A 25,332-nucleotide genomic window follows, 5' to 3' on the forward strand; every position below is an offset into this window, starting at 1 on the left:
ACTTAACTCCCTATCGCAATCTTGACCGTTTTATTGTCACGGCTAATCGGTTGAATTTTTTGTTTTTCACGCAGTAAATGTACCCCACCCACCACGACATAGTCCTTTGGCTGTAAACCTGAACGAATGGTAACGCTGTCTCGACCATACTCCCCCACGCTGACAGGGACTTTACGAATGCTATTGTCGGCATTCACCACCCAGACATAGGCATTTTTGCCCGCAGCGGAAACACTGGCTAACGGTACACTCAGCACATTGCGCTCAGTTGAGCTGAAAAACACCCGTGCACTCTGTCCCAGTTGAATCGTATTTTGCCCTTCACGCAAAGCCACTTTGACACTAAAAGTACGTGACTGATCTGCGGCAGGTGAAATTTCACGGACGTAGGAAGCAAAACGTTCATCGGGTTTAGACCACAAGGTGACGATTGCATCCTGTCCAACTTTAATCTGAGCAATCGCTTGTTCAGGCACACCAATTACCACTTCACGATCACCTGAAATGGCCAGTTGAAACGCGGGTTGCCCTGCTGAAATCACCTGTCCAATTTCAATATTACGCTCGGTAATTACGCCGTTTTTATTGGCGATCAGTTGGTTATAACTGGTTTGGTTTTGCGTAACGTTATAATTGGCTTGTGCTTGTTTCAAGCTCGACAGTGCGGCTTTGTATTGATTTTCAACGCTGTCGTACTGTGAACGACTCACTGCATTACTCGGTAATAATTGTTTAAAGCGATTGAGTTCATCCTGCGCATTTTTTTCAGCCGCTTGAGCACTTTCTAACTGTGCTTTGGCTGCATTTAATTGCAACTGGGCATCTTGCACATCTAAGCGCGCTAAAACTTGTCCGACTTTGACTTGGTCACCCACATCGACCAAACGCTCCGTGACTTGTCCCCCAACCCGAAAGGACAGTGCCGTTTGTTGGCGGGCTTGCACTTCGCCTGCATAGCTTTTTTGTTCTAGATGCGTGGTATTCGGTTGGCTCACCATTACCAAAGGCACTGACTCTGGTTCGGTCGTGTCTTTGCTACATCCCCACAAGGTGATACTACACACCACCATCATACTTGCCACAAGGGTCTGAATTTTGCTCATGAAGTCTGCTCTTCTTCCATAACCACCAATTAATCAGGCACAATATCCAGACTTAATTTGGTTATTTTTTAATTAATATACTGCATAGTACACTAATTAAAGATATGCTCAGATGTAAATGACTTTTTGAACTTTTTTTAGGAAAATGTGTGCAAGCTTCAGCAGGACGTCCCAAGGATTTAGAAAAACGGCAACGTATTTTGGAGGTGGCACGTCAGTTGTTTTTACAACATGGCTACCACGGCTCCAGCATGGACCATATTGCCAAGGAAGCGTACGTCACCAAACTCACGGTGTATAACCATTTTCAGGACAAAGCCAATCTGTTCAGTTGTGCGATTGAGGAAACCTGTGAAAAGCTGATGCTGGGTCGTTCATTTCAACTGCAACGTGCCGAAGACTTTGTGCCCATGCTCGAACAGATTTGTGCGTTATCGATGCATATTATTAACCTGCCTGAGGCCATCAAGCTGGAGCACCTACTATTACAGCTGGCCGCTGAACAAAACCCATTACTAGAGAACTTCTATAAAGCCTCTCACCTCAAAATGCGGGCGATTTGGGAACAGTTCTTTGACCAAGCTCAAGCCTTAGGCGTTCTTCAGTTTGAACAGGTCAACGAGGTCATCACCTTATTAATGTCTCTGCTGTTTGGATATCGTCACCAAGAAATGTTGTTAGGGATGAATGAGGTGCCCAATGCCAAACAACGCGAGCAACTGATTCAAGAGGCTATGGCGGTTTTTTTATTAAAATACCCCTTACAAAAACCTTAAGACTCGGTTAATTAAATTTATATTTTTTATAATTAATTCAAATATTTGGAAGCAAAATCCCTCTTTACTTTAAAATAATTTCTTGCCCTAAGTTGTTCATTTGCTTCTAAATTCAGCAATTAATCCCCTACTTTTGTCTGCCCCTACTTGGATTGTCATCGAATCGGGGTATAGTCAAATTAAGAACAACGAGGGAATAATAATCATGATTCAACAAATTGATGCTCCACTACGTGAAGATGTCCGATTACTCGGCAATCTATTGGGTGAAACTCTCAAGGAGCATGCAGGACAAGATTTGTTTAATCAGGTCGAGCAAATTCGGGCATTGTCTAAAGGTGCTCGTGATGGTCAAGTTGAAGCCGAAAAGCAACTGGAACAACTTTTTTTCAGCCTTGAAGATGATGAAATTTTACCTCTGACACGTGCCTTTACCCACTTTTTGAACTTTGCCAATATTGCAGAGCAATATCATGTGGTCCGTAGCCGTCGTCAAAGTGAATTTGATGAGACCGCACCCTCTCCAAATCCGCTCGACCACCTCTTTGCTAAATTTAAAAATAACGACATTTCAACCGATACGCTGTTCCAGCAAATCTGTGATTTAAATATTGAACTGGTTCTGACCGCTCACCCCACTGAAGTCAGCCGTCGTACTCTGATCCAAAAATATGATGGTATTAACGATGCCTTATTTAAAATGGATCAGCAAAAATTGACCCCTCGTGAGCGCCAAACAGTCCTTGAAGACTTAAAACAGCTAATCTGTTCGGCGTGGCAGACCGATGAAATTCGTCAACACCGTCCAACCCCAGTCGATGAAGCAAAATGGGGTTTCACCACCATTGAGCAAACCTTATGGAATGCCGTGCCGAAGTTCATGCGTGAACTAGACGACATGGTGATTGAGCACTGTGGGCAACGTCTGCCTCTCCATGTCGCACCTGTACGTTTCGCTTCATGGATGGGTGGTGACCGTGACGGCAACCCGAATGTGACACACAACATTACTCAAGAAGTCCTGTGGCTATCGCGTTGGAAAGCCGCTGATCTTTACTTACGTGACATTGAAGACTTGCGTTGGGAACTGTCGATTCAAAGCTGTAGCGATGAACTGCGTAAAGCCTTGGGTCAAGACCATCCTGAACCCTACCGTGAATATTTACGTGATACCCGCGAACGGCTGAAAGCTACGCGCCATTGGCTCGCAGAAAAACTGCGCGGTGCCGATGCCGATGACAGCTTGGTGATTAAAGCCAAAGAGGAGCTGCTACAGCCTTTACTGCTGTGTTATCGCTCTTTAATTGCCAGCAACCTGCCTGAAATTGCCAATGGCAAATTGCTAGACTTTATCCATCGAGTGAACTGTTTCGGGATTGAACTGCTAAAACTGGATATTCGCCAAGAGTCAGGCCGTCATCGCCAAGCGATTTCAGCCATTACTGAATATTTGGGTCTGGGGAATTTTGAAACGTGGACCGAACAAGCACGTCAAAACTTCTTATTGCAAGAGCTACAAAGCAAACGTCCACTGTTGCCCAAGCATTTAAATGAACCTGCGCAAAGTTTAATTGAACAACCTGAAGTACAAGAAGTGTTTGCCACCATGCGTACTTTGGCAGCGCAGCCTCAAGAAAGTTTAGGTGCCTACATTATTTCGATGGCTGAATATCCAAGTGATGTGCTGGCGGTACTGCTTTTGCAAAAAGAAGCAGGCATCCAACATCCACTACGTGTGGTGCCATTGTTTGAAACATTGAAAGACTTAGATGGCGCGGCAGCCACCATGAATACCCTATTCAATATGCATTGGTATAAACAGCATATTCAGGGCAAACATGAAGTGATGATTGGCTACTCAGACTCGGCAAAAGATGCAGGTTTTATGTCAGCCAATTGGGCACAGTACCGTGCGCAAGAAGAATTAACCGCGATTGCAAAAACGCATGGCGTACAACTCACACTATTTCATGGTCGTGGCGGTTCCATCAGCCGTGGCGGTGCGCCAACGCAACAAGCCCTGTTTTCACAGCCACCCGGTTCGATTTCAGGTGCAATTCGAGTCACTGAACAAGGTGAAATGATTCGCTTCAAGTTTGGCTTAGAAGGCATTGCGCTGCAAAACTTAGAGATTTATACCGCTGCCACTTTAGAAGCCACCTTACTTCCACCGCCCGTCCCAAAACCTGAGTGGCGCGAGTTGATGCACAGCATGACCGATTTGTCGGTACAAGTGTATCGTCAGACTGTGCGAGAAAACCCGCACTTCGTAAAGTACTTACGTACAGTCACGCCAGAGCTTGAACTGCAAATGTTACCGCTTGGCTCACGCCCTGCAAAACGTAAAGTCACTGGCGGCATTGAGTCCCTACGTGCCATTCCTTGGGTATTTGCGTGGACCCAGATTCGTTTGATGCTACCCGCTTGGTTGGGTACAGGCGCGGCAATTAACCAAGTGATTGATCAAGGACATAAAGCCACCTTAGATGAAATGCTGGTGGCATGGCCGTATTTCCAAACCCTGATTGATATGTTGGAAATGGTGCTCTCAAAGTCTGATGCTCATGTAGCGCTATATTATGAGTCGCACCTGACCGATGATGAGGACTTGAAAGTGCTCGGTGAACATCTACGTCAGCGCTTAAAGTATGCAGTGCAAACCCTCTTGGCGCTTAAAGGTGAGTCTAAACTCCTCAGCAGTAACGAAGTTTTAGATCAGTCAATGAGAGTGCGCAAACCGTATTTATTGCCTCTGCATTTACTCCAAGCAGAGTTAATGAAACGTCGTCGCCGTTACCTAGAAGAGCGTCAGGAAACAAATACACCTGTAGATCATGCACTTATGGTAAGTATCGCAGGCATTGCAGCGGGTCTTCGTAACACAGGATAAAGTTTTAAGCCCACTCCATTTAAAGCACATCACTATGATGTGCTTTTTTATTGACCGCATGGTCAAACCTTTTATAATTTTTTATCAATCCAATCATAAATATTTATGAATGAGCGATTGGCTAAATTTACCAATTAAACCTTGATTTTTCATTATTTTTAAAAATTAAAAGTTTTACCATACGGTAAAAAGTTCTGAAAAGTCATAAGATTAGTTTGAACAATTTTTTGTATCACTGATTAAATCTTCTAAAAAACAAGAGTATGATGTGCACAATTTATCTTTAGAGTGCTCAAAAAATGTCCAATTGGTTTCCCAAATGGCGCCCGTACGAAGGCAATATCGATGCACGTCCTGTTGGCACAAGTGAATACCTCCCTGCTTCACAAAGTGCAATTTTAGGTGTGCAGCATGCCTTTGCCATGTTTGGAGCAACGGTTCTTGCACCTTTCTTAATGGGCTTCGATCCCAACCTTGCTATTTTAATGTCGGGGATTTGTACCATCTTGTTCTTTATTATGACGGGTGGACGTGTTCCAAGCTATTTAGGTTCAAGTTTTGCCTTTATTGGGGTCGTGATTGCAGCAACGGGCTATACCGCATCGGGCACAGGCGCACTCAATCCAAATTTAGCTATGGCGGGCGGCGGTATTATTGCCTGCGGCGTGCTCTATACCTTGTTTGGTTTTATGGTCATGGCAACGGGCACTAAGTGGATTGAAAAACTGATGCCGCCTGTGGTGACAGGTGCTGTGGTGATGATTATTGGTCTCAACCTTGCGCCAGTGACGGTCAAAGGCGTTGCGGGCAATTCCTTTAATATGTGGATGGCACTAGTTACCGTATTATGTATGGGCTCGATTGCAGTCTTTACCCGTGGTTTATTGCAGCGTCTCTTATTATTAATTGGTTTGTTACTGTCTTACTTGGTCTATTTCATCGTGACCAATGTTATGGGCTATGGCACAGCGATTAATTTTACCCCGATTCAACAAGCCGCTTGGTTTGGTTTACCGACTTTCCATGCGCCTGAATTTAATGCCAATGCCATGATGATCATTGCACCAATTGCGTTAATTTTGGTGGCAGAAAACCTCGGTCATATTAAAGCCGTGAGTGCGATGACCGGTGAAAACCTTGATCCGCACATTGGTAAAGCGTTTGTTGCCGATGGTGTCGCAACGACATTAGCGGGGGGTGTCGGTGCACCAGGCATGACCACCTATGGTGAAAACATTGGAGTCATGGCAGTCACACGAGTTTACTCGACCATCATTTTTGCCATTGCAGGTGTGTTTGCCATTTTCTTAGGCCTATCACCAAAGTTTGGTGCCATCATCCATACCATTCCGACCGCGATTTTAACCGGTGCATCGATTGTGGTCTTTGGTTTGATTACCATCGCAGGTGCAAAAATCTGGATTGAAAACAAAGTCGATTTTTCACAGAACAAAAACCTGATGGTCGCTGCAGTCACCATCATTTTAGGTACAGGTGATTTTGCCTTACAAATTGGCAACTTTAACTTGGGTGGTATTGGTACTGCTACGTTTGCAGCATTGTTCTTAAACTGGTTCTTCAGCTTAGGGCAAAAAGATTAATCTATCTGATATTTTGAGAGTTCATTTTTGGTCGCAGCCTTCCGGCTGCTTTTTTTTGGTCTAATACTCTTGCTCCGATTACACATACCACGATGCTAAAGGATGTCTCAAAACACAAAAAGGACTAAGATAAAGCAACATTTTCCGCTTTGACCCTGCCATGCGCCTTGATTTTTTTGATCTGCAATTGTTTATCAATATCCTGAGTACAGGCAGTCTGACCAAGGGTGCAGAACGTTCCGCCATTTCTTTACAGGCCGCCAGTGAGCGGATTAAAAAATTAGAACACCATTTTGAAGTCAATTTATTTACCCGCCATGCAACAGGGGTAAAAGCGACCCTTGCTGGACAAACCTTTGCGGAACATGCGCAGCACTTACTACAACAACAGCAGCAATTACAACAGGCCATGCTGCCCTTTGCCCACAGTGCAACGAGCAACATTATATTGTGGTGCAACTCATCGGCGCAGAGTGAGTACTTACCGCATTTATTGCCGCAGTATTTAATGGAAAATCCGAAGCTCCATATTGAATTAAAAGAAGCCGAAACCAATGACATCATTCAGGCCCTCAGTACAGGCACGGCGCAGTTAGGACTGATCTCTGGTTTTTTTGATGCGGGACAGCTTGAAACTCAAGAGTTTGCTGAAGACCCTTTGGTACTGATCTGCCCAAGCCAGCATCCACTTGCTACTGCGGCACAACTAGAACTGGGTGAATTACTGCAACATCCATTTGTGGGCCTCATGCAATATCACTCCTTACAACAGTCAATAGAAGCGCAAGCCAAACGCTTAGGCTGTGACATCCAGTATCGTCTACGGGTGCCGAACTTTGCCGCGATCGCCCAAGTCGTTGCCAATGGCGTCGGCATTGCGATTATTCCCAAACGGGCAGCACTGCGTTTAAAAGCACAGTATGATTTTCAGCAAATTGAACTCTTAGGCAAATGGGCCAACCGCAAGTTGCTGTTAGCAGCACGGTGTTTTGATCTGCTCCCCGCAGATTATCAACGCTTTAGTCAATTCCTCTTGAGCCAACATGAGCAACTCATTGCGCATTAAAGCCAGCCCAGTTGATGTAAAACCATATAACTGCCAAATAGCACTAGGCCCACAAAGAACACCTTACGAAAGGCTTGTTCAGGAATGCGGTAACGAATTTTAGTGCCCAACCACATTCCGAGCAATGCAGGCAGCAGAGCGATCAACGACAGTTGATAGTCAATGGGAGTGTCTTCAACAGGATTTAGATGTAAATACGTGGCCAGACACAAGGTTGAAACGGTAAAGGCAAGGCCGAGCGATTGTACCAAATCATCCCGTTTCAAATGCAAGGACTGCAAATACGGCACCACGGGAATCACCACCACCCCTGTCGCCACTGTCAAAGCACCGCCTAAATAGCCCATGATTGGTGATAAATATTTTTCATACGGGGCTAAGTTGGGCATGTTTTTGGCAAACAAACCATATAGACCGTAAATGGCCAACATCCCGCCCAACAGCGCTTCACTTTGAAATTCGCCATGTCCAAGTGTAGGAAAAACACTCCAAACTGAACCAATGATCATGCCCACCAGCAATGGCCAAAAGCGTTGTACCAGTCGCAGTACACGCCCTTCTGCAAACAATTGCCAGAAGTTCGTAACCATGGAAGGGATTATGAGCAAAGTTGCCGCTTGAAATGGACTAATCACCAAAGATAAAAGTCCCATCGACACGGCGGGCAAACCTAGGCCAATGGTGCCCTTAATCATGCCTGCGACAGCAAAAACAAAAATAACAAAAGCAAGCATGACGCTTCTCTCTAAACACTTAGCGCCATGCTATATAATTTAAATCTGGACTCATATCACTGTTTTTAGAAGTAAGCCTCAACCAAAGATTGAGGCTTACTGGGAAGAATGGACTGGACTCAACTGTTATTGAATCCAGATGTGATGCAGTGCAATTCTGCTTAGTATTTGAAATTTAGGCTGAAGCGGAAAGTACGTGGATCGCCCCAGCTCACCAATTGCGCATTTGGCGTGGTGCCGACTAGATACTCTTTATCAAACAGGTTTTTTACGCTGAATTTTGCGCCCCAATTTTTCGCCTCATAACCTGCACTGACGTCATACAGCGTATAGCTCGATAGTGGCACATAAGAAGTCCCACGTTGTACTGTACGCTCGCCTTGATAATTCGCACTGGCACCAATATTCCAGCCCAGTTGCTCATCCGCAAAGAAGTATTGGGTTGATAAAGAGGCTGCATTTTTAGGCACATGGTTAATTCGCTTGCCGATATCACTGCTGGTGGTACTTTCTGTCGTTTCCGCAGTAGGAATATAACTATAGGTTGCGGTCAAGTTCCATTGATCCGTCAACGCAGCGGATAACTCAGTCTCAAAACCTTTTGTTTTTTGTTCACCGATTTGCACATAATAACCGAGGGTAGAATCCGACTCAGTCACGTTCTGACGGGTTAAATCATAATAAGCCACATAACCTTGCAGTCTTTGATTCAGCCCTTGGAACTTAACCCCAACCTCAAACTGCTCTCCCTCTTCAGGGTCCAATAGTATTCCGCCAGCGCCAGTGTCGCTCACAGGAAAGAATGAGGTTGCATAACTCACATAGGGCGCAAACTTATCATTGATTTGATACATCAAGGACGCATTACCCGTGAAAGCATTGTCCGAGTTTTTCAGCGTCGTACCATTGAAAAGGTCATCGACTTCGACCTGCGTCCAGTCATGACGACCCGATAAGCCCAAGATCCAATGATCATCAATTTTAAAATTATTACGTAGATATACACCCATATATTGGGTATCTGTAATTTGATGCGTTTTGGTTTTGGTCGCCTTTGCCATTGAAGTGTAAACAGGATTGTCCGCATTAAAATCCGTTGTTGCTGTATAACTTCTCCGTTCATAATCACTACGCTCATGCATCATGTCCAAACCAACCATCAAATCATATTGGGTTTTGCCCCAGTCGAAATGACGTGACACATTATTATCTAATGCAAAATTTACATCATCTTTAATCTGTCTTTCTACCGTCCGTTTGAAGGTTGGTAAAAAAGCGCCACTAGCTGCCAATACAGGATTATTATCTGCATCGGTTGTAGTGACTGCAAAATTTTGCTTAAAGCTCCAGCCATTATCAAAATAATGTGCATAGTTCGACCCTAAGCGCAGAACATCGACCGTATTGCTTAGATTCGGCGCGCCAAAAAATAAGGTCTGTGAATAGTTTTTATAAGCGCCATTACTATAGGGAATCCCCTGTTGGCGAATAAAATCCCGATGCTGATAGCTGGCAATCACAGACAGTTCGTCTTTTTCACCTAAGTCAAAATTATAAGACGGTGCAATATAATAATTTTTATAATAAACATAATCGGTTGGATCATCTTGGTCAGAGGCATGACCCACCACACGAAACGCCCCTTTTTCGCTATCATTTGGCGCATAGTTGATATCAAATGTGCCATCCACAAAGGCATTGCTGCCATAGCTTACACTGCCCCGAGAAAAAGTTTCAGCTTCAGGACGTTTGGTGGTTAAGTTAACTAAGCCGCCCGGTAAGGCAAAGCCAAAACCAGTCGATGTCGGCCCTTTCACCACTTCAATCGACTGTAAACCACTGATGTCTTCTGAACGTAGGGCATTATCTGAAGTTTGAATACGCAAGCCATCGACATAGGTCTGTGCGCTGGAAACCTGACCACGAATAATAAAGTCATCCCAACCACGGCGACCATACTGTCCTGCGGTGACCCCCGCTACACCCTGCAAGGCTTCAGACAGTGTTTTTGCTTGTTTCTGTTCGAGTTGTTTTTCACTAATCATGCTGATCGATTGTGCAGTTTCAAACAGCGGTGCATCTGAACGCAAAACAGCTGATGCTGTTTTTGCTGCATATGCCGCTTTTTCATCTGCATCTTGGGCTTCAAATTGCAAAGTCGGTAAAACTTGGGATGATGCTGTTTCCTGTGTCTCACCCTGAGCAAACGCTGCTGTAGTCATCACGGCCAGAATGGATAAACTCAAAGAAGAAATATGAAAACGCATAACATCGATCAACAGACAGAAAGAATGCCAATTATAATCATTTTCATTTGGAAGCCTATTTATTAATAAAATTTAACAATGAATTTAATTGTTAAACCTCATTAACCTTATTAATAAGCACTTCAATGACTCAGCCTAAAAACACCATCGGCTTTAGGTTTCATGTGTTATTGGACTGTTTTGATCAATAAGAGATATACAAAACTCAGCCTTCGCTTTCATCCACAGGGTCGGTTTTATATTGATCTTCCAGCACATTACTGAAAATACTTTCAATCATCCAGACGCGATATAGACTATTAAAGACATAGCTCTGCCCATCCACACGCAGTTCAATCACGGGGAAATCAGGCTGGGACTTCATTTCACAGAGCATGTCATTTTCTTGAAGCTTGGCCTCTACATCTTCGGTGATCAATGCTGCAATTTCCAATTCTTGCATCAGTTGATCAAAATGCGATTTAAAGGATAAATCTTTGCCTTGGGTCCAAACAGCTTTCAAAATCCGATACATGGCATCAACGCGCTGCTCTTCAGGCACGCTATAAAATAACTGTGCCATCGCCAAAGTGGCTGCTTGCGTCGGACGGCAAAACGGTGTGAATTTGATTTCTGTCCGTTTGGATAAACGCGTTGCCAAACTCCAATCAAACCCGTCTCGGCCGTGATAGCTGAGCGGATAGACATTGAGCTGAATATTATAATAATCGGCCAGTTCTTCTTTAATATAAGCCAATAACAACCATGAAATTGGATCTTCTAGCGCAACGTATAGATCTAACTCTGGATCGAGCGCCTGAATTTCATTTAACTCTTCAGCATCACTAATCAAATGCTCACGCCAATCAATATGATTGATCAAGAAAATTGGGTTATCGGTAAATAATTTTTGTTGTTTTAAACGACGCGTTAAACGCAGCAGATCATCGACGGCATGATACTGACGGTCACCGAGCTGGAAGTAACTGGCCAGTACCGCATCATCATTAAAAATACGTTCTGGAAAGTGTTGCTCTTGATGATGACGGCTGGCCATCGCATATAAAGTGCGCAGCTTACCCTCTTGTTTTTGCCACAGCATGTGAAACACATCTTCAAGCAAATACAAAAAGTCCTGCCCACGCAGCGGCGTATGCCGCAAGATGGTTTCCGCTTGGCTCAATGCCTCTGGACTAGGTTGTTCTGGCGTTTCATGGAAGCTAAAACGGTGCTGACGCGACAGAATTTTGGCATCATTTAAACAATAAGTTTGCCACTCCAAAGCCGACATTTGGTTCGGGGGTTCAGCAGCCTGACTTGAAATGACCACCTTCAATGGCTTCAGTTCATCCGCTAAAATTTCTTCAATTTGTGGTAACTGCTGAACCGCTAAATAGCTATATACATCGTCGAGGCGTAAATGAATACTCAAGCCTTGTTCTGTAGATACGACCGTTTGACGAATCGGTTTTTGGTAAAACCAACGCGATCGAATCGGATCGAACCATCGACGCAACAGTGACATGAGCAAAGCCTCTAAATTAAACCCTTGAAAGTACTACAAGGGTTTATATCAATTCACAGCAAAATGATCAATTAGACATCTAAATTTAGATCAGTTACCGCGCCTTTTTCCGCACCAGTGGTCAGTTTTGCAAACTTGGCCAAAGCCCCATAACGATAATTCGGTTGCGGTTTCACCCACGCGGCTTGACGCGCTGCGATCTCTTCTGCCGAAACATGCCACGTCATTTCGCGGGTTTCTGCATTAATCGAGATTTTATCGCCATTTTGCACCAAACCAATTGGCCCCCCTTCATAGGCTTCTGGGGTGACATGACCAATGACAAAACCATGACTACCGCCGGAGAAACGACCATCGGTGATCAGCGCCACAGATTTACCGAGACCTTTACCAATAATCGCTGAGGTCGGTTTCAGCATTTCTGGCATGCCCGGTCCACCTTTAGGCCCTTCACCACGAATCACCACCACCTCACCCGCTTGAACTTCACCATCTAAAATGCCACGCATTGCGCCAATTTCACCTTCAAAGACACGTGCTGGCCCTTCAAAGTACAGGCCTTCTTTACCGGTAATTTTAGCCACAGCACCTGTTGGAGACAGGTTACCTTTAAGCACCACCAAGTGAGAGTCTTTTTTAATTGGCGCGTCGAACGGTAAAATAATCTGCTGACCTTCTGGATAGTCTTCCACCTCAGCCAAATTTTCCGCCAAGGTCTTTCCAGTTACGGTTAAACATGAACCATCGAGCATGCCAGCATCCAGCATACGCTTCATCAGCGGTTGAATGCCCCCAATCGCAATCAGCTCAGACATCAAATATTTGCCAGATGGACGCACATCGGCCACCACGGGAATATCTTGGCCGATACGGACAAAATCATCCAAACTCAGTTCAACCCCAGCGGTATGTGCCATCGCCAGTAAGTGCAGCACGCCATTCGTTGAACCACCCAAGGCAATCAGCACTTTAATTGAGTTTTCAAATGCGGCTTTGGTCATAATATCGCGTGGTTTCAAGTCTAAGCGCAGCAAATTCATTACCGCTTCACCTGCTTTTTGACAGTCGATCCGCTTGTCATCCGAAACTGCTTCTTGTGCAGAGGAGCCTGGTAAACTCATGCCCAAGGCTTCAATCGCAGAAGCCATTGAGTTTGCAGTGTACATACCGCCACATGATCCTGGCCCTGGCAACGCCACTTCTTCAATCTGTTTGACTTGAATGGCACTGATTTCACCTTTGGCGTGCTGACCCACAGCTTCAAAGACAGAAATCATGTCGGTATGCCCTGCGCCCGGCTTAATGGTCCCGCCATAAACAAACAAACCTGGACGGTTTAAACGGGCTAAGCCCATGATACAACCCGGCATATTTTTGTCACAACCACCGATCGCAATCACCCCATCATAGGCCTGACAGCCCACCACGGCTTCTATCGAATCGGCAATAATTTCACGAGAAAGCAACGAGTATTTCATCCCTTCGGTGCCGTTCGAGATCCCGTCAGAAATGGTAATGGTATTAAAAATAATGCCTTTACCGCCAGCTTGATTAACCCCTTTTTCAGCCTCACGTGCCAAACCATCGATGTGCATATTACACGGCGTGACATTGGCCCAAGTAGACGCAATACCAACAAAGGGACGGGTAAAGTCTGAATCTTTAAAGCCTGTGGCACGCATCATGGAACGTGCGGGTGCATTTTCAATGCCTTCATAAACAGGAGCTGAATGTTCGCGGATATTGTCTTTACTCATTGTATTTGTCCTTAGCGATGGCTGCGTATTACTCTACAGTCTTGGCAATTTTTGCTGTTTTTATTGTATAGAAAGCAAGCTAGACATGAAAGCGACTCACTGGGTATTACATGAAGCCATTTATTGTGGTTCTACCCAAATCAGGTCGCATGATGAAGCGACATGGATGTCGCTGTTTCACTGTATGGCAGGAAAAAAAGGCGTTCGACCTACTTTTGCTAAAACAAAAGTAGGTCGAACCGAAGGTTATCAACTGCAATTTGAGAAACCTATTTAAGACTCCATTGTGCTGAACCAATGACTTTTAAATAAAAAGCACCCCAAATGGAGTGCTCTTTTTCATCCGTCAAAGACTAGCGATTAAATGTCACGTACCGCACCTTTCGAGGCACTGGTAGTATGCATCGCATAGGCTTTTAAGGCTTTAGAGACTTTACGCGGACGCTGTTCAGCAGGTTGCCAACCTTTGGCTTCTTGCACTTCGCGGCGCGCAGCCATGGTTGCTTCATCCACCGCTAAGTGAATACTACGGTTTGGAATATCGATTTCGATACGGTCGCCATCTTCCACCAAACCAATCGCACCACCTTCAGCCGCTTCAGGAGACACGTGACCAATAGACAGACCTGATGAACCGCCCGAGAAACGACCATCGGTGAGTAAAGCACAGTCTTTACCAAGGCCTTTCGATTTTAAGTAACTGGTTGGATACAACATTTCTTGCATACCCGGACCACCACGCGGACCTTCGTAACGAATCACCACCACATCGCCAGCAGTGATTTTTCCACCTAGAATCGCCTCTACTGCAGCATCTTGGCTTTCAAAAACACGGGCCGTGCCGTTGAATTTTAAGATGGAATCATCCACACCCGCTGTTTTCACAATACAGCCTTCAAGTGCGATGTTGCCGTACAGGACAGCCAAACCACCATCTTGAGAGAAGGCATGTGCAGCATTACGAATCACGCCATTGTCACGGTCACCATCTAAACGAGAGTAGTAACGGTCTTGTGAAAATGCGGTTTGCGTTGGTACACCGCCCGGTGCTGAACGAAAGAATTGATAAACGTCTTCATCTTCAGTACGGATGATATCCCACTTATCCAAAGCATCTTTTAAGGTTTTTTCATGCACGGTCGGCACAGACGTATCTAACAAGCCTGCACGGTCTAATTCACCCAAGATCGACATGATACCACCCGCACGATGGACATCTTCCATGTGCACATCTTGCTTTGCAGGGGCAACTTTACACAGCACAGGCACTTTACGTGACAAACGGTCAATGTCGGTCATGGTAAAGTCAACTTCTGCTTCATGCGCCGCTGCCAACAAGTGTAAAACGGTATTGGTTGAACCGCCCATTGAAATATCAAGCGTCATGGCATTTTCAAAGGCTGCTTTGGTGGCAATTGAACGCGGCAACAAGCTGTAATCGTTTTGTTCGTAATGGCGTTTGGTAATTTCAACGATCAATTGACCCGCTTTTTCGAATAATTTTTTACGATTGGCATGGGTTGCTAAAGTTGAACCATTGCCCGGAAGCGATAGGCCCAAAGCTTCGGTTAAACAGTTCATTGAATTTGCAGTAAACATGCCTGAACATGAACCACAGGTTGGACAAGCTGAACGTTCGTATTCAGCCACTTCTTCATCAGTGAAGCTGTCATCTGCTGCGACGATCATGGCATCAACCAGGTCAATCGCGTGTTCATTGCCACGGATTTTCACTTTACCCGCTTCCATCGGCCCACCAGACACAAATACCACAGGAATATTCAGACGCATAGATGCCATCAACATGCCCGGGGTAATTTTGTCACAGTTTGAAATACACACCATCGCATCAGCACAGTGTGCATTAACCATGTATTCCACCGAGTCCGCAATCAAGTCACGTGAAGGCAATGAATACAGCATGCCATCGTGGCCCATCGCAATACCATCATCAACGGCAATGGTATTAAACTCTTTAGCTACGCCGCCTGCCGCCTCAATTTGACGTGCCACAAGTTGACCTAAGTCTTTTAAATGAACGTGACCCGGTACAAATTGAGTGAATGAGTTGACTACCGCAATAATCGGCTTACCAAAGTCTTCATCTTTCATCCCCGTTGCGCGCCATAAGCCACGCGCACCCGCCATGTTTCTTCCGTGTGTTGATGTTTTTGAACGATAGTCAGGCATTGTACTTTTCCAACATAGTTGTGCTTGAGATGAATGTCCACATTCACTCTGGCTAAAATCTGAGTTCTGAGAGTGTCAAACTGTCAAAAATTTAAACATAACATATTCGCATTCTGCGTAAATCTCGTTTTTAGGCATCTCGACCTAAATTATCGAAGGCAGTATGTTTGCACGCTACATTTTAACCGATGAGCTGACATTCAATTGCATATGGAAACTACTATAACCCGTTCACTCACCTTGCAATGCAAAACTTCTATGAATAATTTTTAAATTTTGCATGAGTTTTATTTATATGAAATACAAATTTTGAGCGATATGCTATCAAGGATCCTTCCGCTATTTTTTGAATAAAACTCTCGCACATCATCTAGTTAGAACTACTCTATCGGCTTTTTATGCAGGATAAATCTGTAGCTGCTCGAGTTTTGCTATAATTGTTTTAATCTTCTCCTTTTTTCCGAGTATTTCTTGAAAATCATCTTTGCAGGCACGCCCGAATTTGCGGCTGTGGCATTAGACGCTCTCCTAAAAACAGAACACGAAATTGTAGCCGTCTATACGCAACCTGACCGTAAAGCAGGTCGTGGGCAGAAACTTACCGCTTCAGCCGTGAAGCAGTTGGCTTTAGCACATGATATTCCTGTCTATCAACCGCTGCATTTTAAGTCTTCAACTGAAGAAGGCTTAGCGGCTCAGGCTGAATTGAAAGCCTTAAATGCAGATGTCATGGTGGTGGCGGCTTATGGCCTGATTTTGCCTCAAGTGGTTTTGGATACGCCTAAATATGGCTGTTTAAACATTCACGGTTCGCTGTTGCCACGCTGGCGGGGTGCAGCACCTATTCAACGCGCAATTTCTACTGGAGATACCGAAACTGGGGTCACCATTATGAAAATGGCCGCAGGTTTGGATACGGGCGATATGATGTATAAAACCTACTGCCCGATTGAAGCTACAGATACCTCTGCAAGCTTGCATGACAAATTGGCACAACAAGGGGCTGAAGCGACGGTCAAAGTGTTAGCCTCTGAAAGCACATTGCAGCACTATTTAGACAACCGCGAAGTGCAAGATGAAGCTTTGACAGTCTATGCACACAAACTCTCTAAGGCTGAAGCGCAAATTGATTGGACTTCAACAGCGGTGCAAATTGACCGTAATATTCGCGCATTTAACCCATGGCCTGTCGCATTTATCGCACTGGATGAAAGCAATAATCTGCGCGTTTGGGGTTCGATGTTGTCTCAAGAAAATGCCCAAGCTCAAGCTGCAGGGACCATTTTAGCCATCGATAAACAAGGTGTTCATGTCGCTTGTGGCGATGAACATGCGGTGTGTTTAAGCTCTCTGCAATGGCCGGGTGGTAAACCCCTAAATGCCGTACAAATTTTACAAACCCAAAAACTGAATATTGGACAAATTTTATAATGAAACAATCTCCCCACGCCTCAGGTAAGACCCTAAACTTACGTGCTCAGGTTGTTAAAACGTTATTGGCTGTCCAAAATGGTCAATCACTGGCATCTGTGCTTCAGCAACACATGGCGATTGTGTCTGACAAAGACCGTGCCTTGTACCATGAGTTAGTTCTTGGTTGCTTACGCCAATGGCATGCGCTTAAACAAGTGACTTTACCGTTGTTGACTAAGCCACTGGAAAACCAAGTCGTTGAAACTTGTTTATATGTGGGTTTATACCAATTGCTGTGTACCCGCGTTGCAGCGCATGCCGCAATTTCTGAAACGGTAGAAGCAGCCAAACAATTGGGGATGGAAAGCTTAAGTGGTGTGGTGAATGCCATTTTACGCCGTGCAACACGTGAAACAGAACAATTCTACGATGTGCTCGAGCAAGCCTCGAATCTGCCAAGTTGGTTATCCAAACGTTTGAAAAAGGACTGGGGCGAGCAACTGGCTGAAATCAGCTATGAGCTGAAACAAGTTGCACCCTTAACCTTAAGAGTGAACACCTTACAAGTCAGCCGTGACGAATATCTTGAAATTTTAGAAGATGAAGGCATTGAAGCCCATGCCTGTGAACTTTCAAATGTTGGCATTGTGCTGGATGACAGTCTTCATATCCCAAGCCTGCCGGGTTTTGAGGTGGGTGGCTTTTCAGTCCAAGATGAACATGCCCAACTCTGTGCAACTTTGTTACCCGACTTGAATGGCAAATTTGTAATTGATGCTTGTGCAGCACCTGGCGGCAAGACAGCGCATATTTTAGAGATGTATCAGCCGAAAAAACTGATTGCACTCGACCAAGATGAAAAGCGCTTAAAACGTGTCTCTGAAAACTTAGAGCGTTTGGCTTTAAATGAAAAGTATGTCGACATTATCTCGGCAGATGCGGTGAAATGGACATCGCCTGAGCTTGCAGATTGTATCGTACTGGATGCACCTTGCTCTGCCATTGGGGTGATCCGTCGCCATCCCGATATCCGTTTGCTGCGTCAGTCAGGGGATATTGCCAAAACGGTACAGCTGCAAAAGCAGATTCTTGAAAATATGTGGCAACAGCTCAAAGTGGGCGGCACATTGTTATACATCACCTGCTCGATTTTGAAAGCCGAAAATGAACAGCAAATGGTCGACTTCTTTGCTGAACATACGGATGCGAAAGAAATTAAAATTGATGCCGATTGGGGTATTGAGCAGATTTATGGTCGCCAACTACTCCCACAAGTAGGGCGTGGCGATGGTTTTTATTATTGTCGCATTGAAAAGATTTAAAAATAAAAGGAGCTGAAAGGCTCCTTTTTTCATGTGTGTACTGATTGCAGTTGCTGCAATTTTTCTAAAAAGCGAACTGCGTTAAGTTAAAGTGTGCCACAGTTTTCAGATAAATAAGTGGCTTGATCCATCAAACGTTCTGCTGAAGCAAAAATCTCACGCGAATGATGCCAACCTAATTCACGGTACTCAGCAGCTGCCCAAACCAAATTCACTTCAGCTTGTGCAAGTTCTTTATAGGCACATTGAAACCCAGTCTGTGTTTTTAGGGTTGCGGCACGCGTCCATAAATCACGGCGCATCAGTTGGGAAAACGCTAGCATTGCTGTTTCTACACTTAACGTTGCACGCTGATCTGCATATACAATCTCTAAAACCTGCTGATAGATCAGATCAATATTTTGACGCTTCGCTTTTTCACTATATTCATGGTCAGCATAACTCAGCCATGTTCGTGCTTTTTCTAACTGGTACTTGTCTCGTACGTCCATCGCTTGCTCAATTGCAGTGTGCAATTGCTCATGCACCTGCTGCTGCGAAACTGGATAATTTGAGCTGACAGGGACCTCTGCAGCATGCGCCACCACAGTACCCAAAGCTAGAAGCCACAACACATGTTTAGCATGGTGTTTCAACATTATTTAGGCTCCAAGGCTTTATTGACTGAAGGCTTATTTTTGTTAAATAAGTTTTCGTCAAATTTGAAGCGGAAACGGAAATATGCTCCATCCATCGTTGTATCACTATCAATCAGATCTTTATCTTGATAGCCCACAAAGTTATATCCACCTGAAACCCAAAGGTTCGACGCTAGTAGATAACCCACTTCAACCCCTGCCATCAACTTGGTTCCATCCGAAACACTGTTCCACATCACGCCAGCATTCACTCCTGCATCCCAACGCTCATTAATGTCGTACATAAAACGACTGTTGAGCATTTGAGTCATACCACTGGTTTGCAGTAGATCATAAGTTTCATCCAAATATTTAACCGCATATTGCCCAGATACATGCACCGAACGTGTTGGATGATAATTCATATGATGAGACATAATATAAACATTGCGCTCATATGGATCATTCAGCGTTGTTTCATTTTTCTCGTAGCGATATTCAATTTTGCTCAATGAGTCAAAACGATTGGTTGCCAAATCACGATATGCAGCACCGACCTGAACACGGTCAATCACGCGATCGCCAGAATCTGCAGACTTATTGTCGGTAATATTCAAGACATTTTTAGCCAATAAGGTCACTTCGTCTGAATACTTGTACGCGGTACCTAAAGTATTTAAATAGCTATCACTTTGATTAGACCAACGCCCTTCTATACGTGCCACATTTTTCCAGCGTGGATTGGAAAGGTGTTCAAAGCCCAAAGTCGCAGCGGTAGACTCTAGTGAATCTTTATTTTCACCTTCAAAGACTTTTACTTTTTCAAAACTGGTATTAAAGAATAGCCCTTCTTTAAGCTGCCAACGATTACGCACACCCATCGCGGCTTCAGCTTCACGTGCGCTCATACCATCACGTACACGATATTCACTAAACACAGAGCCATCACGCATATATTCACTGTCTAAACCAAAAACGGTGGTATTACGTTTTTGCGTGTCATTGAGCTCGTATAATCCGCCTATACTTGAAATGAACTCATGGCGCGCATAGGCATGAATATTTTTATAAACTTGTGCATCACCACCTACAGCAAATACACGGCGGTCACTATCCGCGATGTCTTGCTCATATTCTAGGAAAGCACTTGAACCATCAAAAGGGAGTGCTGTTTTTAATTTAGCGCGCACAGTGGTACCGTCATATGGCGTTTCAACATTTTGGGTTGAAGCACTGGCTGCATTGGCTGACTCATTATAATAACGTGCACCCAGCTCTAAACTTACAATACGATTAATCGCTTTCTCAATCGAAGCGCTCACGCCATGGCGAACACCTTCATTCACACTATCTTCAGTTCTTACCGCTTCAACACGTAAAATACCAAACTGATCTAAACGTGCATTAAGTTTGACTGCACTTTCTTTGCGCCCTGAACTGATTGAAGACGCTGCATTACGGAAACCTTCATCTGCTTGTTGATGGTAAGCACGTAAATCGACCTTGTCATTTTTGTATTCCAATTCAACGCGTGCCGCTGTGCCATCACCAGATGTGTCTGTACTATTTGACGCATTCACATCTGTCAATTGGTCAATGTTTAGGGCATCGTGGTCAGAATATGCATATTCCGCAATCAGTTTGGTCTTATCATTCCAATGAATGACGGTATTGGCACTGGCAATTTTCTCTTGATCCATAGGATCATCATTTTGAATATAAGAGCCACCCACCGTCACTTTGTCATTGAGTTTATAACGGCCATTCACGCCAGCAACGGTATATTCCTGCCCCCCTTGATCCGACTCTACAGTAATCCGTAGATAAACAGGATTCAGGTTTTCATCAATACTGCTTAACGGTGAGGTCAGATAAATACTGTTGGTATAGGTATCTACTTGATAGTCGCTGAAGCGATTTAAAGTACGCTGTGCAATAATCAAACCTGGATTGTTACGATCACGAACAATCACTTCCACCTTTTCACTATTTTCTAAAATATCGTCGGTATCAATACCTAGAGAATATGGACCAGAAACCCCCATTGCACGTAATTCATTCACGATTTGCGTTGCATTGGTTCGTGCTGCGAAGCCCGAAACTTGGTAATGATTCCCTTCAACAGTTGACTTCAGGCCTGTCAATGAACGGCTGTATTGACCCAGTGAAAGCCCTTCGTCATTTTCTGTACGTGTAACATAGTCCCCATACATGGCATAAGAACGGCCTTTATCCACACGGACATAAAGTTTACTGGTGGATTGTGCATCGAAGCCTTTCGCTGATGCATCGCCATACACGGGGTAATATTCATCTGGACGGATATCACGGAATAGGCGCTGATTATTTTCTTTGCTCGAGTCATAAGCCAAAGTCAGTAAGTAATCTCCGCGCACCTTCCCTTTCAAGAATAAAGCCGCACGACCACGAATGGTGGTTTCACCATCCCCTGAACTGGATAAATCATTCAGTTCTTCTTCGAAGCCATCTTGTGTTGAGCTTTGCGATAAATTTTTTGGGTCGAATTTGTTCAATGCAAATGAACCTTCGATAATCCCCGCAACCAACATTGGGCGTAATTCTGCTAAAAAGCGAACAGGAACTGTCTGCTCATAAATACCACTACGAATACGCAGTACACCTGAACCCGCTTCTAATGGCGCAAGAACTGGGATAACCAGTGAGCCACCTTCAGCAAAAACTTGAATACCCGGTTTATCTGGATCTAAATCTTTGAGTTGAACCGTTCCCACCGATGTTTCTATCGTAATTGGGGTACGTGTTGCAACAGCCGTGCCATTGCGGTCAAGCACCTTAACAACAACTTGATAAACGTCTTTGCCATTGGCATAAACCACTTGTTCTACAGGCTGTGCAGCCAGTTGACTCATTGCATCTGGTGCGATTACTGTCACTTGCTGTTGGTCACGTAAATTGCCAAAGCTGTCGTACTGGCGAACTGCAACTGTGTTTTTGCCTGCAAGCAGCGGCACACCAATAAAGTCTAAACCAGCAACTCCATGCTCTTGATAAGCTGCTTTTTTACCAATACGTTTTTCCGAAATTTGCTCGTCATTCACAAATAAACGGATGTCAGTTCCTAAAGCACCCTTCACCTGAATGGTTGCTTGTTGAGCAGGTAGCACTTGCTGTTCATTTAAATTCAAAATTGCAAGTTGGTTCGACTCAGAACGTTGTAGTTCTTGCTCTAAATCTAAAATCGTTGGTGTTTTAACAGGTTCAACTTGAACCGTTTTAACGTCTTTAATCTGCTCTTTTTTATATTCAATATTACAGTTTGCCGAGGCCCCTGAAGCACTAATACAACCACTTGCAGGCTGACCTTGAACATCAGTCACATAACTGCTCTGTGCATCTACGTTTAAATCTTGGCGTAAGGTTTGCTCAAGTGCATCAAGTTGTGCATCAATTTTGCTACGGCGCGCTTCAATTTGTGTTGCCAACGCCTGACTACATTCGCCTGCGGTATCTGCAATCGCGAAATCGGCACGATGCAATTCACCGCGTTTTAGGTCCACAAATCGGCTAGCTGGATCACCCGCTTGACGGTTACTGATCAGTACCAACTCAGCATTATTCGGTAAAGTGGTATTGTCGACTTTCAGGACATGGGTAATTGGTTTAATGCCATAGAAGTTATATTTCCCTTCACGGTCAGTGACCACAAAGTTACCATCTTCCATATAAATACGAACACCTGGAACACCAAGCTCGCCCGCATCTTGCACCCCATTACGGTTACAGTCAGTAAATACTTTACCCACCACGAAACCATCTGGACTAAATACCCCTGGTGTCACTTTGACTGCCGCTTGTGCTTCATTTGAAGTCGTATTTTTATTATCCTGTGCATAAACACGGTTAATCCCATCGCCACTTAAAGCATTTGGCCCGACATACACACGGTATTGAACTTTCGCTTCTTGTTTCGGTGTCAGTGTCCCTAAACCTAAAGTTAAATAAGGACCTTTACCACCCTGTGGGTCATTACTCTTTTGACCATTGACACGCGTAGTGCCTGATACATACACAAAGCCACGTGGCAAAGTATCTTTCATATTGACGTCATACAGTGTTGAGTCACCCATATTGGCAACCGTCACCATATAATCTTTAAAGTCACCAATCTCAGCTGTTTTATCGCCCACCACTTCTTTTTTAATGACCAACTTGTCATTAATTGGCGTCACAATATCAATTGGGTCGATTGGGATATCAATATTGAGTGCAGCATCACCTGTTTTTAAAGTGAAGTTTCCGCCATAAGACCATGATGCATCGACCACACGCTGATCAAAATTATTATAAATGGTTTTGTCACTGGTAAATTTATAGCGGGTTCCACCCGCAATCGTTGAGGTGTCGATATATAAGCTATAGGTACCATTTTCAATATAAGGGTAAATAAACTCACCATCACTATTGGTTACCTGCTTTGCAGGAATAGCAACTTTGTCCCCTGTGGTTTCATCTAGTTTATAAGCAACATTTTCAGCAGGCTTGCCATTCGCATCCAATAAAGTAACGGTTGCACCCGCAACAGGTTGATTGGTTTTGGCATCAAAAACAACACCATATGGATCAATGAGTACATTGGTATCTACATCACTGATACTGGTTGTGGAGTTACCATTTTCATCCAAGCAATCCGTTAAGCTAACAACCACTTGATCGCGCTTAACCGTTTGTAGAATTTGATCATTCTGCTGTGCTGTCGCAGACTCCTGAGTAGGTAATGAAAACCGGAATACGCCTGTGTTGATGCCTGTTTCAACACCCTGTACATATTCAATATCACCAGTTTTCGTCGATTGAACTTTGATTTTAACTTTGTCTACACTGCTGCGCGTGGCATTACACATGGCACTATTTGCAGCAATATACAACGGCTTAGTTAAACTGCCAGTCGCTAAAATATTAGAATAATCTTTGCTGTTATTGGTGATGGAAGAGCTTCCACCCACTGTGGTGACCACTTCATTCGACAGAGTCTTTTTAATACTTGAGACTAGGCCATGCTCAACACTAAAGATGTTCGAAATCGATGTACGACTAATATTAGAATTCATCGTCACAACCAGTTCGACCGTTTCAGTCGCATTGGCTGCTAGCGCTTGCGGATAAGCCACCACTAAAGTATTGATGAGTGATTTATCGTTCGGGATCTGCTGGGTAAATTTATCTTGACCTAATGGATATAACACCAAAGCTTTTGTGTTATTTGCTTTTGCTGATTTAAACGTGGTGTTGGCTGGTAACTCGTCCAATAACACCACAGCATTAATGGTTTGTCCATCGACCTCAATCGGCTTAGTACCCGAGTTGCGCGTAGAGGTGTTTTTAATACTTAAAGTGTAGGTTAAATCGTAAGATTGGCTCGCTTTTGGTTCGAAACTACTTTTATCGACTGCTTTAGTTGCTGTTAACTGAGGTAAAAAACTAATTAAGCCGTTAACAGCATCTGCAATAGCTGTTGGATCTTGAATAACATATGCACGCAGTGGTAAATCAACTTGTTGACTATCATTCAAAGAGCTCGATGAATCAGCGATGACCCATAGGTCAACTTTTTGACCGCTTTCTAAACTCAAATGTCCTGTCACCAATAAGTCTGAACGATCAAACTCACCATTTTGATTACTGTCGACATAAATTTTTATATTGGATAATTCTGGAACCGAATTTTTATCAATTGAAATATCGGCTTGTGTATTACTGTGATTAGTTAAAGTGTTTAACCAAATAACTTTTGCACCGGCATTGATTTCCTGACGAGCTGGTGAAGTCAGACTAATGACATATTGGGGATTAATCGTCACTTGAACAGTATTAGAAACGGCCTGACCAATCAAACCGTCCTTTTGTACAAAACTTGCATACGCAGTATTGGTGATATTTTGCCCAGCAGCAGGCATCACAGCATAAGCATGATTTACCAAAGCCATAGCGGTTGCTAAGCTTGAGAAAATGAGCTTGATCTTATGATTATATAGCGGCTGAACTCGTTTAATCACGAAAATACCCCAATACCAAGTAAAACAAGGTTAAGGGATAGGCATTTTGACAATGCC

15 protein-coding genes are annotated in these 25,332 nt (G+C 44.1%); 7 read left to right on the plus strand and 8 right to left on the minus strand.

What is annotated here, in order from left to right; genetic code table 11:
• Window positions 1-2 precede the first annotated feature (2 nt).
• Window positions 3-1,103, minus strand: a complete 1,101-nt coding sequence (locus MF4642_RS02110; RefSeq protein WP_078425144.1) for an efflux RND transporter periplasmic adaptor subunit — start codon at window positions 1,101-1,103, stop codon at window positions 3-5.
• Window positions 1,104-1,252: 149 nt separating this feature from the next.
• On the opposite strand from MF4642_RS02110, the gene MF4642_RS02115 reads away from it, so the two are divergent.
• The 4 genes from MF4642_RS02115 to MF4642_RS02130 all read left to right on the plus strand — a co-directional run bounded on the left by MF4642_RS02115 (window position 1,253) and on the right by MF4642_RS02130 (window position 7,436).
• Entirely contained in the window at window positions 1,253-1,879 is a 627-nt protein-coding gene (locus MF4642_RS02115) for a TetR/AcrR family transcriptional regulator (RefSeq protein WP_078425145.1), read from the plus strand.
• Between the two features lie 205 nt (window positions 1,880-2,084).
• A complete protein-coding gene (ppc, locus tag MF4642_RS02120; RefSeq protein WP_078425146.1) occupies window positions 2,085-4,769 on the plus strand; it encodes a phosphoenolpyruvate carboxylase in 2,685 nt (894 codons plus the stop codon).
• 299 nt (window positions 4,770-5,068) lie between these two features.
• On the plus strand, window positions 5,069-6,370 hold the full coding sequence (locus tag MF4642_RS02125) for a solute carrier family 23 protein (RefSeq protein WP_004691860.1): 1,302 nt from the start codon (window positions 5,069-5,071) through the stop codon (window positions 6,368-6,370).
• A gap of 160 nt (window positions 6,371-6,530) precedes the next feature.
• Window positions 6,531-7,436, plus strand: coding sequence for a LysR family transcriptional regulator (locus tag MF4642_RS02130; RefSeq protein ID WP_078425147.1), 906 nt, complete (start codon window positions 6,531-6,533; stop codon window positions 7,434-7,436).
• Here MF4642_RS02130 and MF4642_RS02135 read toward each other — a convergent pair.
• From MF4642_RS02135 to ilvD (MF4642_RS02150), 4 genes are all read right to left on the minus strand, one after another.
• Complete coding sequence (locus MF4642_RS02135; protein WP_004691863.1) at window positions 7,433-8,170, minus strand: sulfite exporter TauE/SafE family protein; 738 nt, start codon at window positions 8,168-8,170, stop codon at window positions 7,433-7,435. The genes MF4642_RS02130 and MF4642_RS02135 overlap by 4 nt on opposite strands.
• 161 nt (window positions 8,171-8,331) lie before the next feature.
• Entirely contained in the window at window positions 8,332-10,437 is a 2,106-nt protein-coding gene (locus MF4642_RS02140; RefSeq protein WP_078425148.1) for a TonB-dependent siderophore receptor, read from the minus strand.
• 205 nt (window positions 10,438-10,642) lie between these two features.
• Complete coding sequence (locus MF4642_RS02145; RefSeq protein WP_004978435.1) at window positions 10,643-11,941, minus strand: hypothetical protein; 1,299 nt, start codon at window positions 11,939-11,941, stop codon at window positions 10,643-10,645.
• Between the two features lie 71 nt (window positions 11,942-12,012).
• The gene (ilvD, locus tag MF4642_RS02150) at window positions 12,013-13,698 is read right to left on the minus strand and encodes a dihydroxy-acid dehydratase (RefSeq protein ID WP_004691869.1); all 1,686 of its coding nucleotides are present in this window, start codon (window positions 13,696-13,698) and stop codon (window positions 12,013-12,015) included.
• Window positions 13,699-13,783: 85 nt separating this feature from the next.
• On the opposite strand from ilvD (MF4642_RS02150), the gene MF4642_RS02155 reads away from it, so the two are divergent.
• The gene (locus MF4642_RS02155; RefSeq protein ID WP_058870579.1) at window positions 13,784-13,975 is read left to right on the plus strand and encodes a hypothetical protein; all 192 of its coding nucleotides are present in this window, start codon (window positions 13,784-13,786) and stop codon (window positions 13,973-13,975) included.
• Window positions 13,976-14,058: 83 nt separating this feature from the next.
• Here MF4642_RS02155 and ilvD (MF4642_RS02160) read toward each other — a convergent pair whose 3' ends face one another.
• Complete coding sequence (gene ilvD, locus MF4642_RS02160; protein ID WP_078425149.1) at window positions 14,059-15,888, minus strand: dihydroxy-acid dehydratase; 1,830 nt, start codon at window positions 15,886-15,888, stop codon at window positions 14,059-14,061.
• Window positions 15,889-16,359: 471 nt separating this feature from the next.
• On the opposite strand from ilvD (MF4642_RS02160), the gene fmt reads away from it, so the two are divergent.
• Together fmt and rsmB are read left to right on the plus strand one after the other, a co-directional pair.
• Window positions 16,360-17,319: a methionyl-tRNA formyltransferase gene (gene fmt, locus MF4642_RS02165; protein WP_078425150.1), complete on the plus strand. Its 960-nt coding sequence runs from the start codon at window positions 16,360-16,362 to the stop codon at window positions 17,317-17,319.
• Window positions 17,319-18,623, plus strand: a complete 1,305-nt coding sequence (rsmB, locus tag MF4642_RS02170) for a 16S rRNA (cytosine(967)-C(5))-methyltransferase RsmB (protein WP_078425151.1) — start codon at window positions 17,319-17,321, stop codon at window positions 18,621-18,623. The genes fmt and rsmB overlap by 1 nt, the downstream gene beginning before the upstream one ends.
• Window positions 18,624-18,709: 86 nt before the next feature.
• Here the strand turns inward: rsmB and MF4642_RS02175 are convergent, their stop codons facing one another.
• Both MF4642_RS02175 and MF4642_RS02180 read right to left on the minus strand, forming a co-directional pair.
• Window positions 18,710-19,261, minus strand: a complete 552-nt coding sequence (locus MF4642_RS02175) for a hypothetical protein (protein WP_078425152.1) — start codon at window positions 19,259-19,261, stop codon at window positions 18,710-18,712.
• The gene (locus MF4642_RS02180; RefSeq protein WP_078425153.1) at window positions 19,261-25,275 is read right to left on the minus strand and encodes an SdrD B-like domain-containing protein; all 6,015 of its coding nucleotides are present in this window, start codon (window positions 25,273-25,275) and stop codon (window positions 19,261-19,263) included. The genes MF4642_RS02175 and MF4642_RS02180 overlap by 1 nt, the downstream gene beginning before the upstream one ends.
• Between the last annotated feature and the right edge of the window lie 57 nt (window positions 25,276-25,332).

Source organism: Acinetobacter sp. MF4642 (assembly GCF_002018925.1).
GTDB lineage: Bacteria > Pseudomonadota > Gammaproteobacteria > Pseudomonadales > Moraxellaceae > Acinetobacter > Acinetobacter johnsonii.

What these genes read in the sequence shown, in the direction of transcription:
- MF4642_RS02110 (WP_078425144.1), bottom strand. Translation starts at nt 1,103, where the DNA reads ATGAGCAAAATTCAGACCCTTGTGGCAAGTATGATGGTGGTGTGTAGT.
- ppc (WP_078425146.1), top strand. Translation starts at nt 2,085, where the DNA reads ATGATTCAACAAATTGATGCTCCACTACGTGAAGATGTCCGATTACTC.
- MF4642_RS02130 (WP_078425147.1), top strand. Translation starts at nt 6,531, where the DNA reads ATGCGCCTTGATTTTTTTGATCTGCAATTGTTTATCAATATCCTGAGT.
- MF4642_RS02175 (WP_078425152.1), bottom strand. Translation starts at nt 19,261, where the DNA reads ATGTTGAAACACCATGCTAAACATGTGTTGTGGCTTCTAGCTTTGGGT.
- MF4642_RS02155 (WP_058870579.1), top strand. Translation starts at nt 13,784, where the DNA reads ATGAAAGCGACTCACTGGGTATTACATGAAGCCATTTATTGTGGTTCT.
- ilvD (WP_004691869.1), bottom strand. Translation starts at nt 13,698, where the DNA reads ATGAGTAAAGACAATATCCGCGAACATTCAGCTCCTGTTTATGAAGGC.
- MF4642_RS02135 (WP_004691863.1), bottom strand. Translation starts at nt 8,170, where the DNA reads ATGCTTGCTTTTGTTATTTTTGTTTTTGCTGTCGCAGGCATGATTAAG.
- MF4642_RS02125 (WP_004691860.1), top strand. Translation starts at nt 5,069, where the DNA reads ATGTCCAATTGGTTTCCCAAATGGCGCCCGTACGAAGGCAATATCGAT.
- MF4642_RS02145 (WP_004978435.1), bottom strand. Translation starts at nt 11,941, where the DNA reads ATGTCACTGTTGCGTCGATGGTTCGATCCGATTCGATCGCGTTGGTTT.
- ilvD (WP_078425149.1), bottom strand. Translation starts at nt 15,888, where the DNA reads ATGCCTGACTATCGTTCAAAAACATCAACACACGGAAGAAACATGGCG.
- rsmB (WP_078425151.1), top strand. Translation starts at nt 17,319, where the DNA reads ATGAAACAATCTCCCCACGCCTCAGGTAAGACCCTAAACTTACGTGCT.
- MF4642_RS02140 (WP_078425148.1), bottom strand. Translation starts at nt 10,437, where the DNA reads ATGCGTTTTCATATTTCTTCTTTGAGTTTATCCATTCTGGCCGTGATG.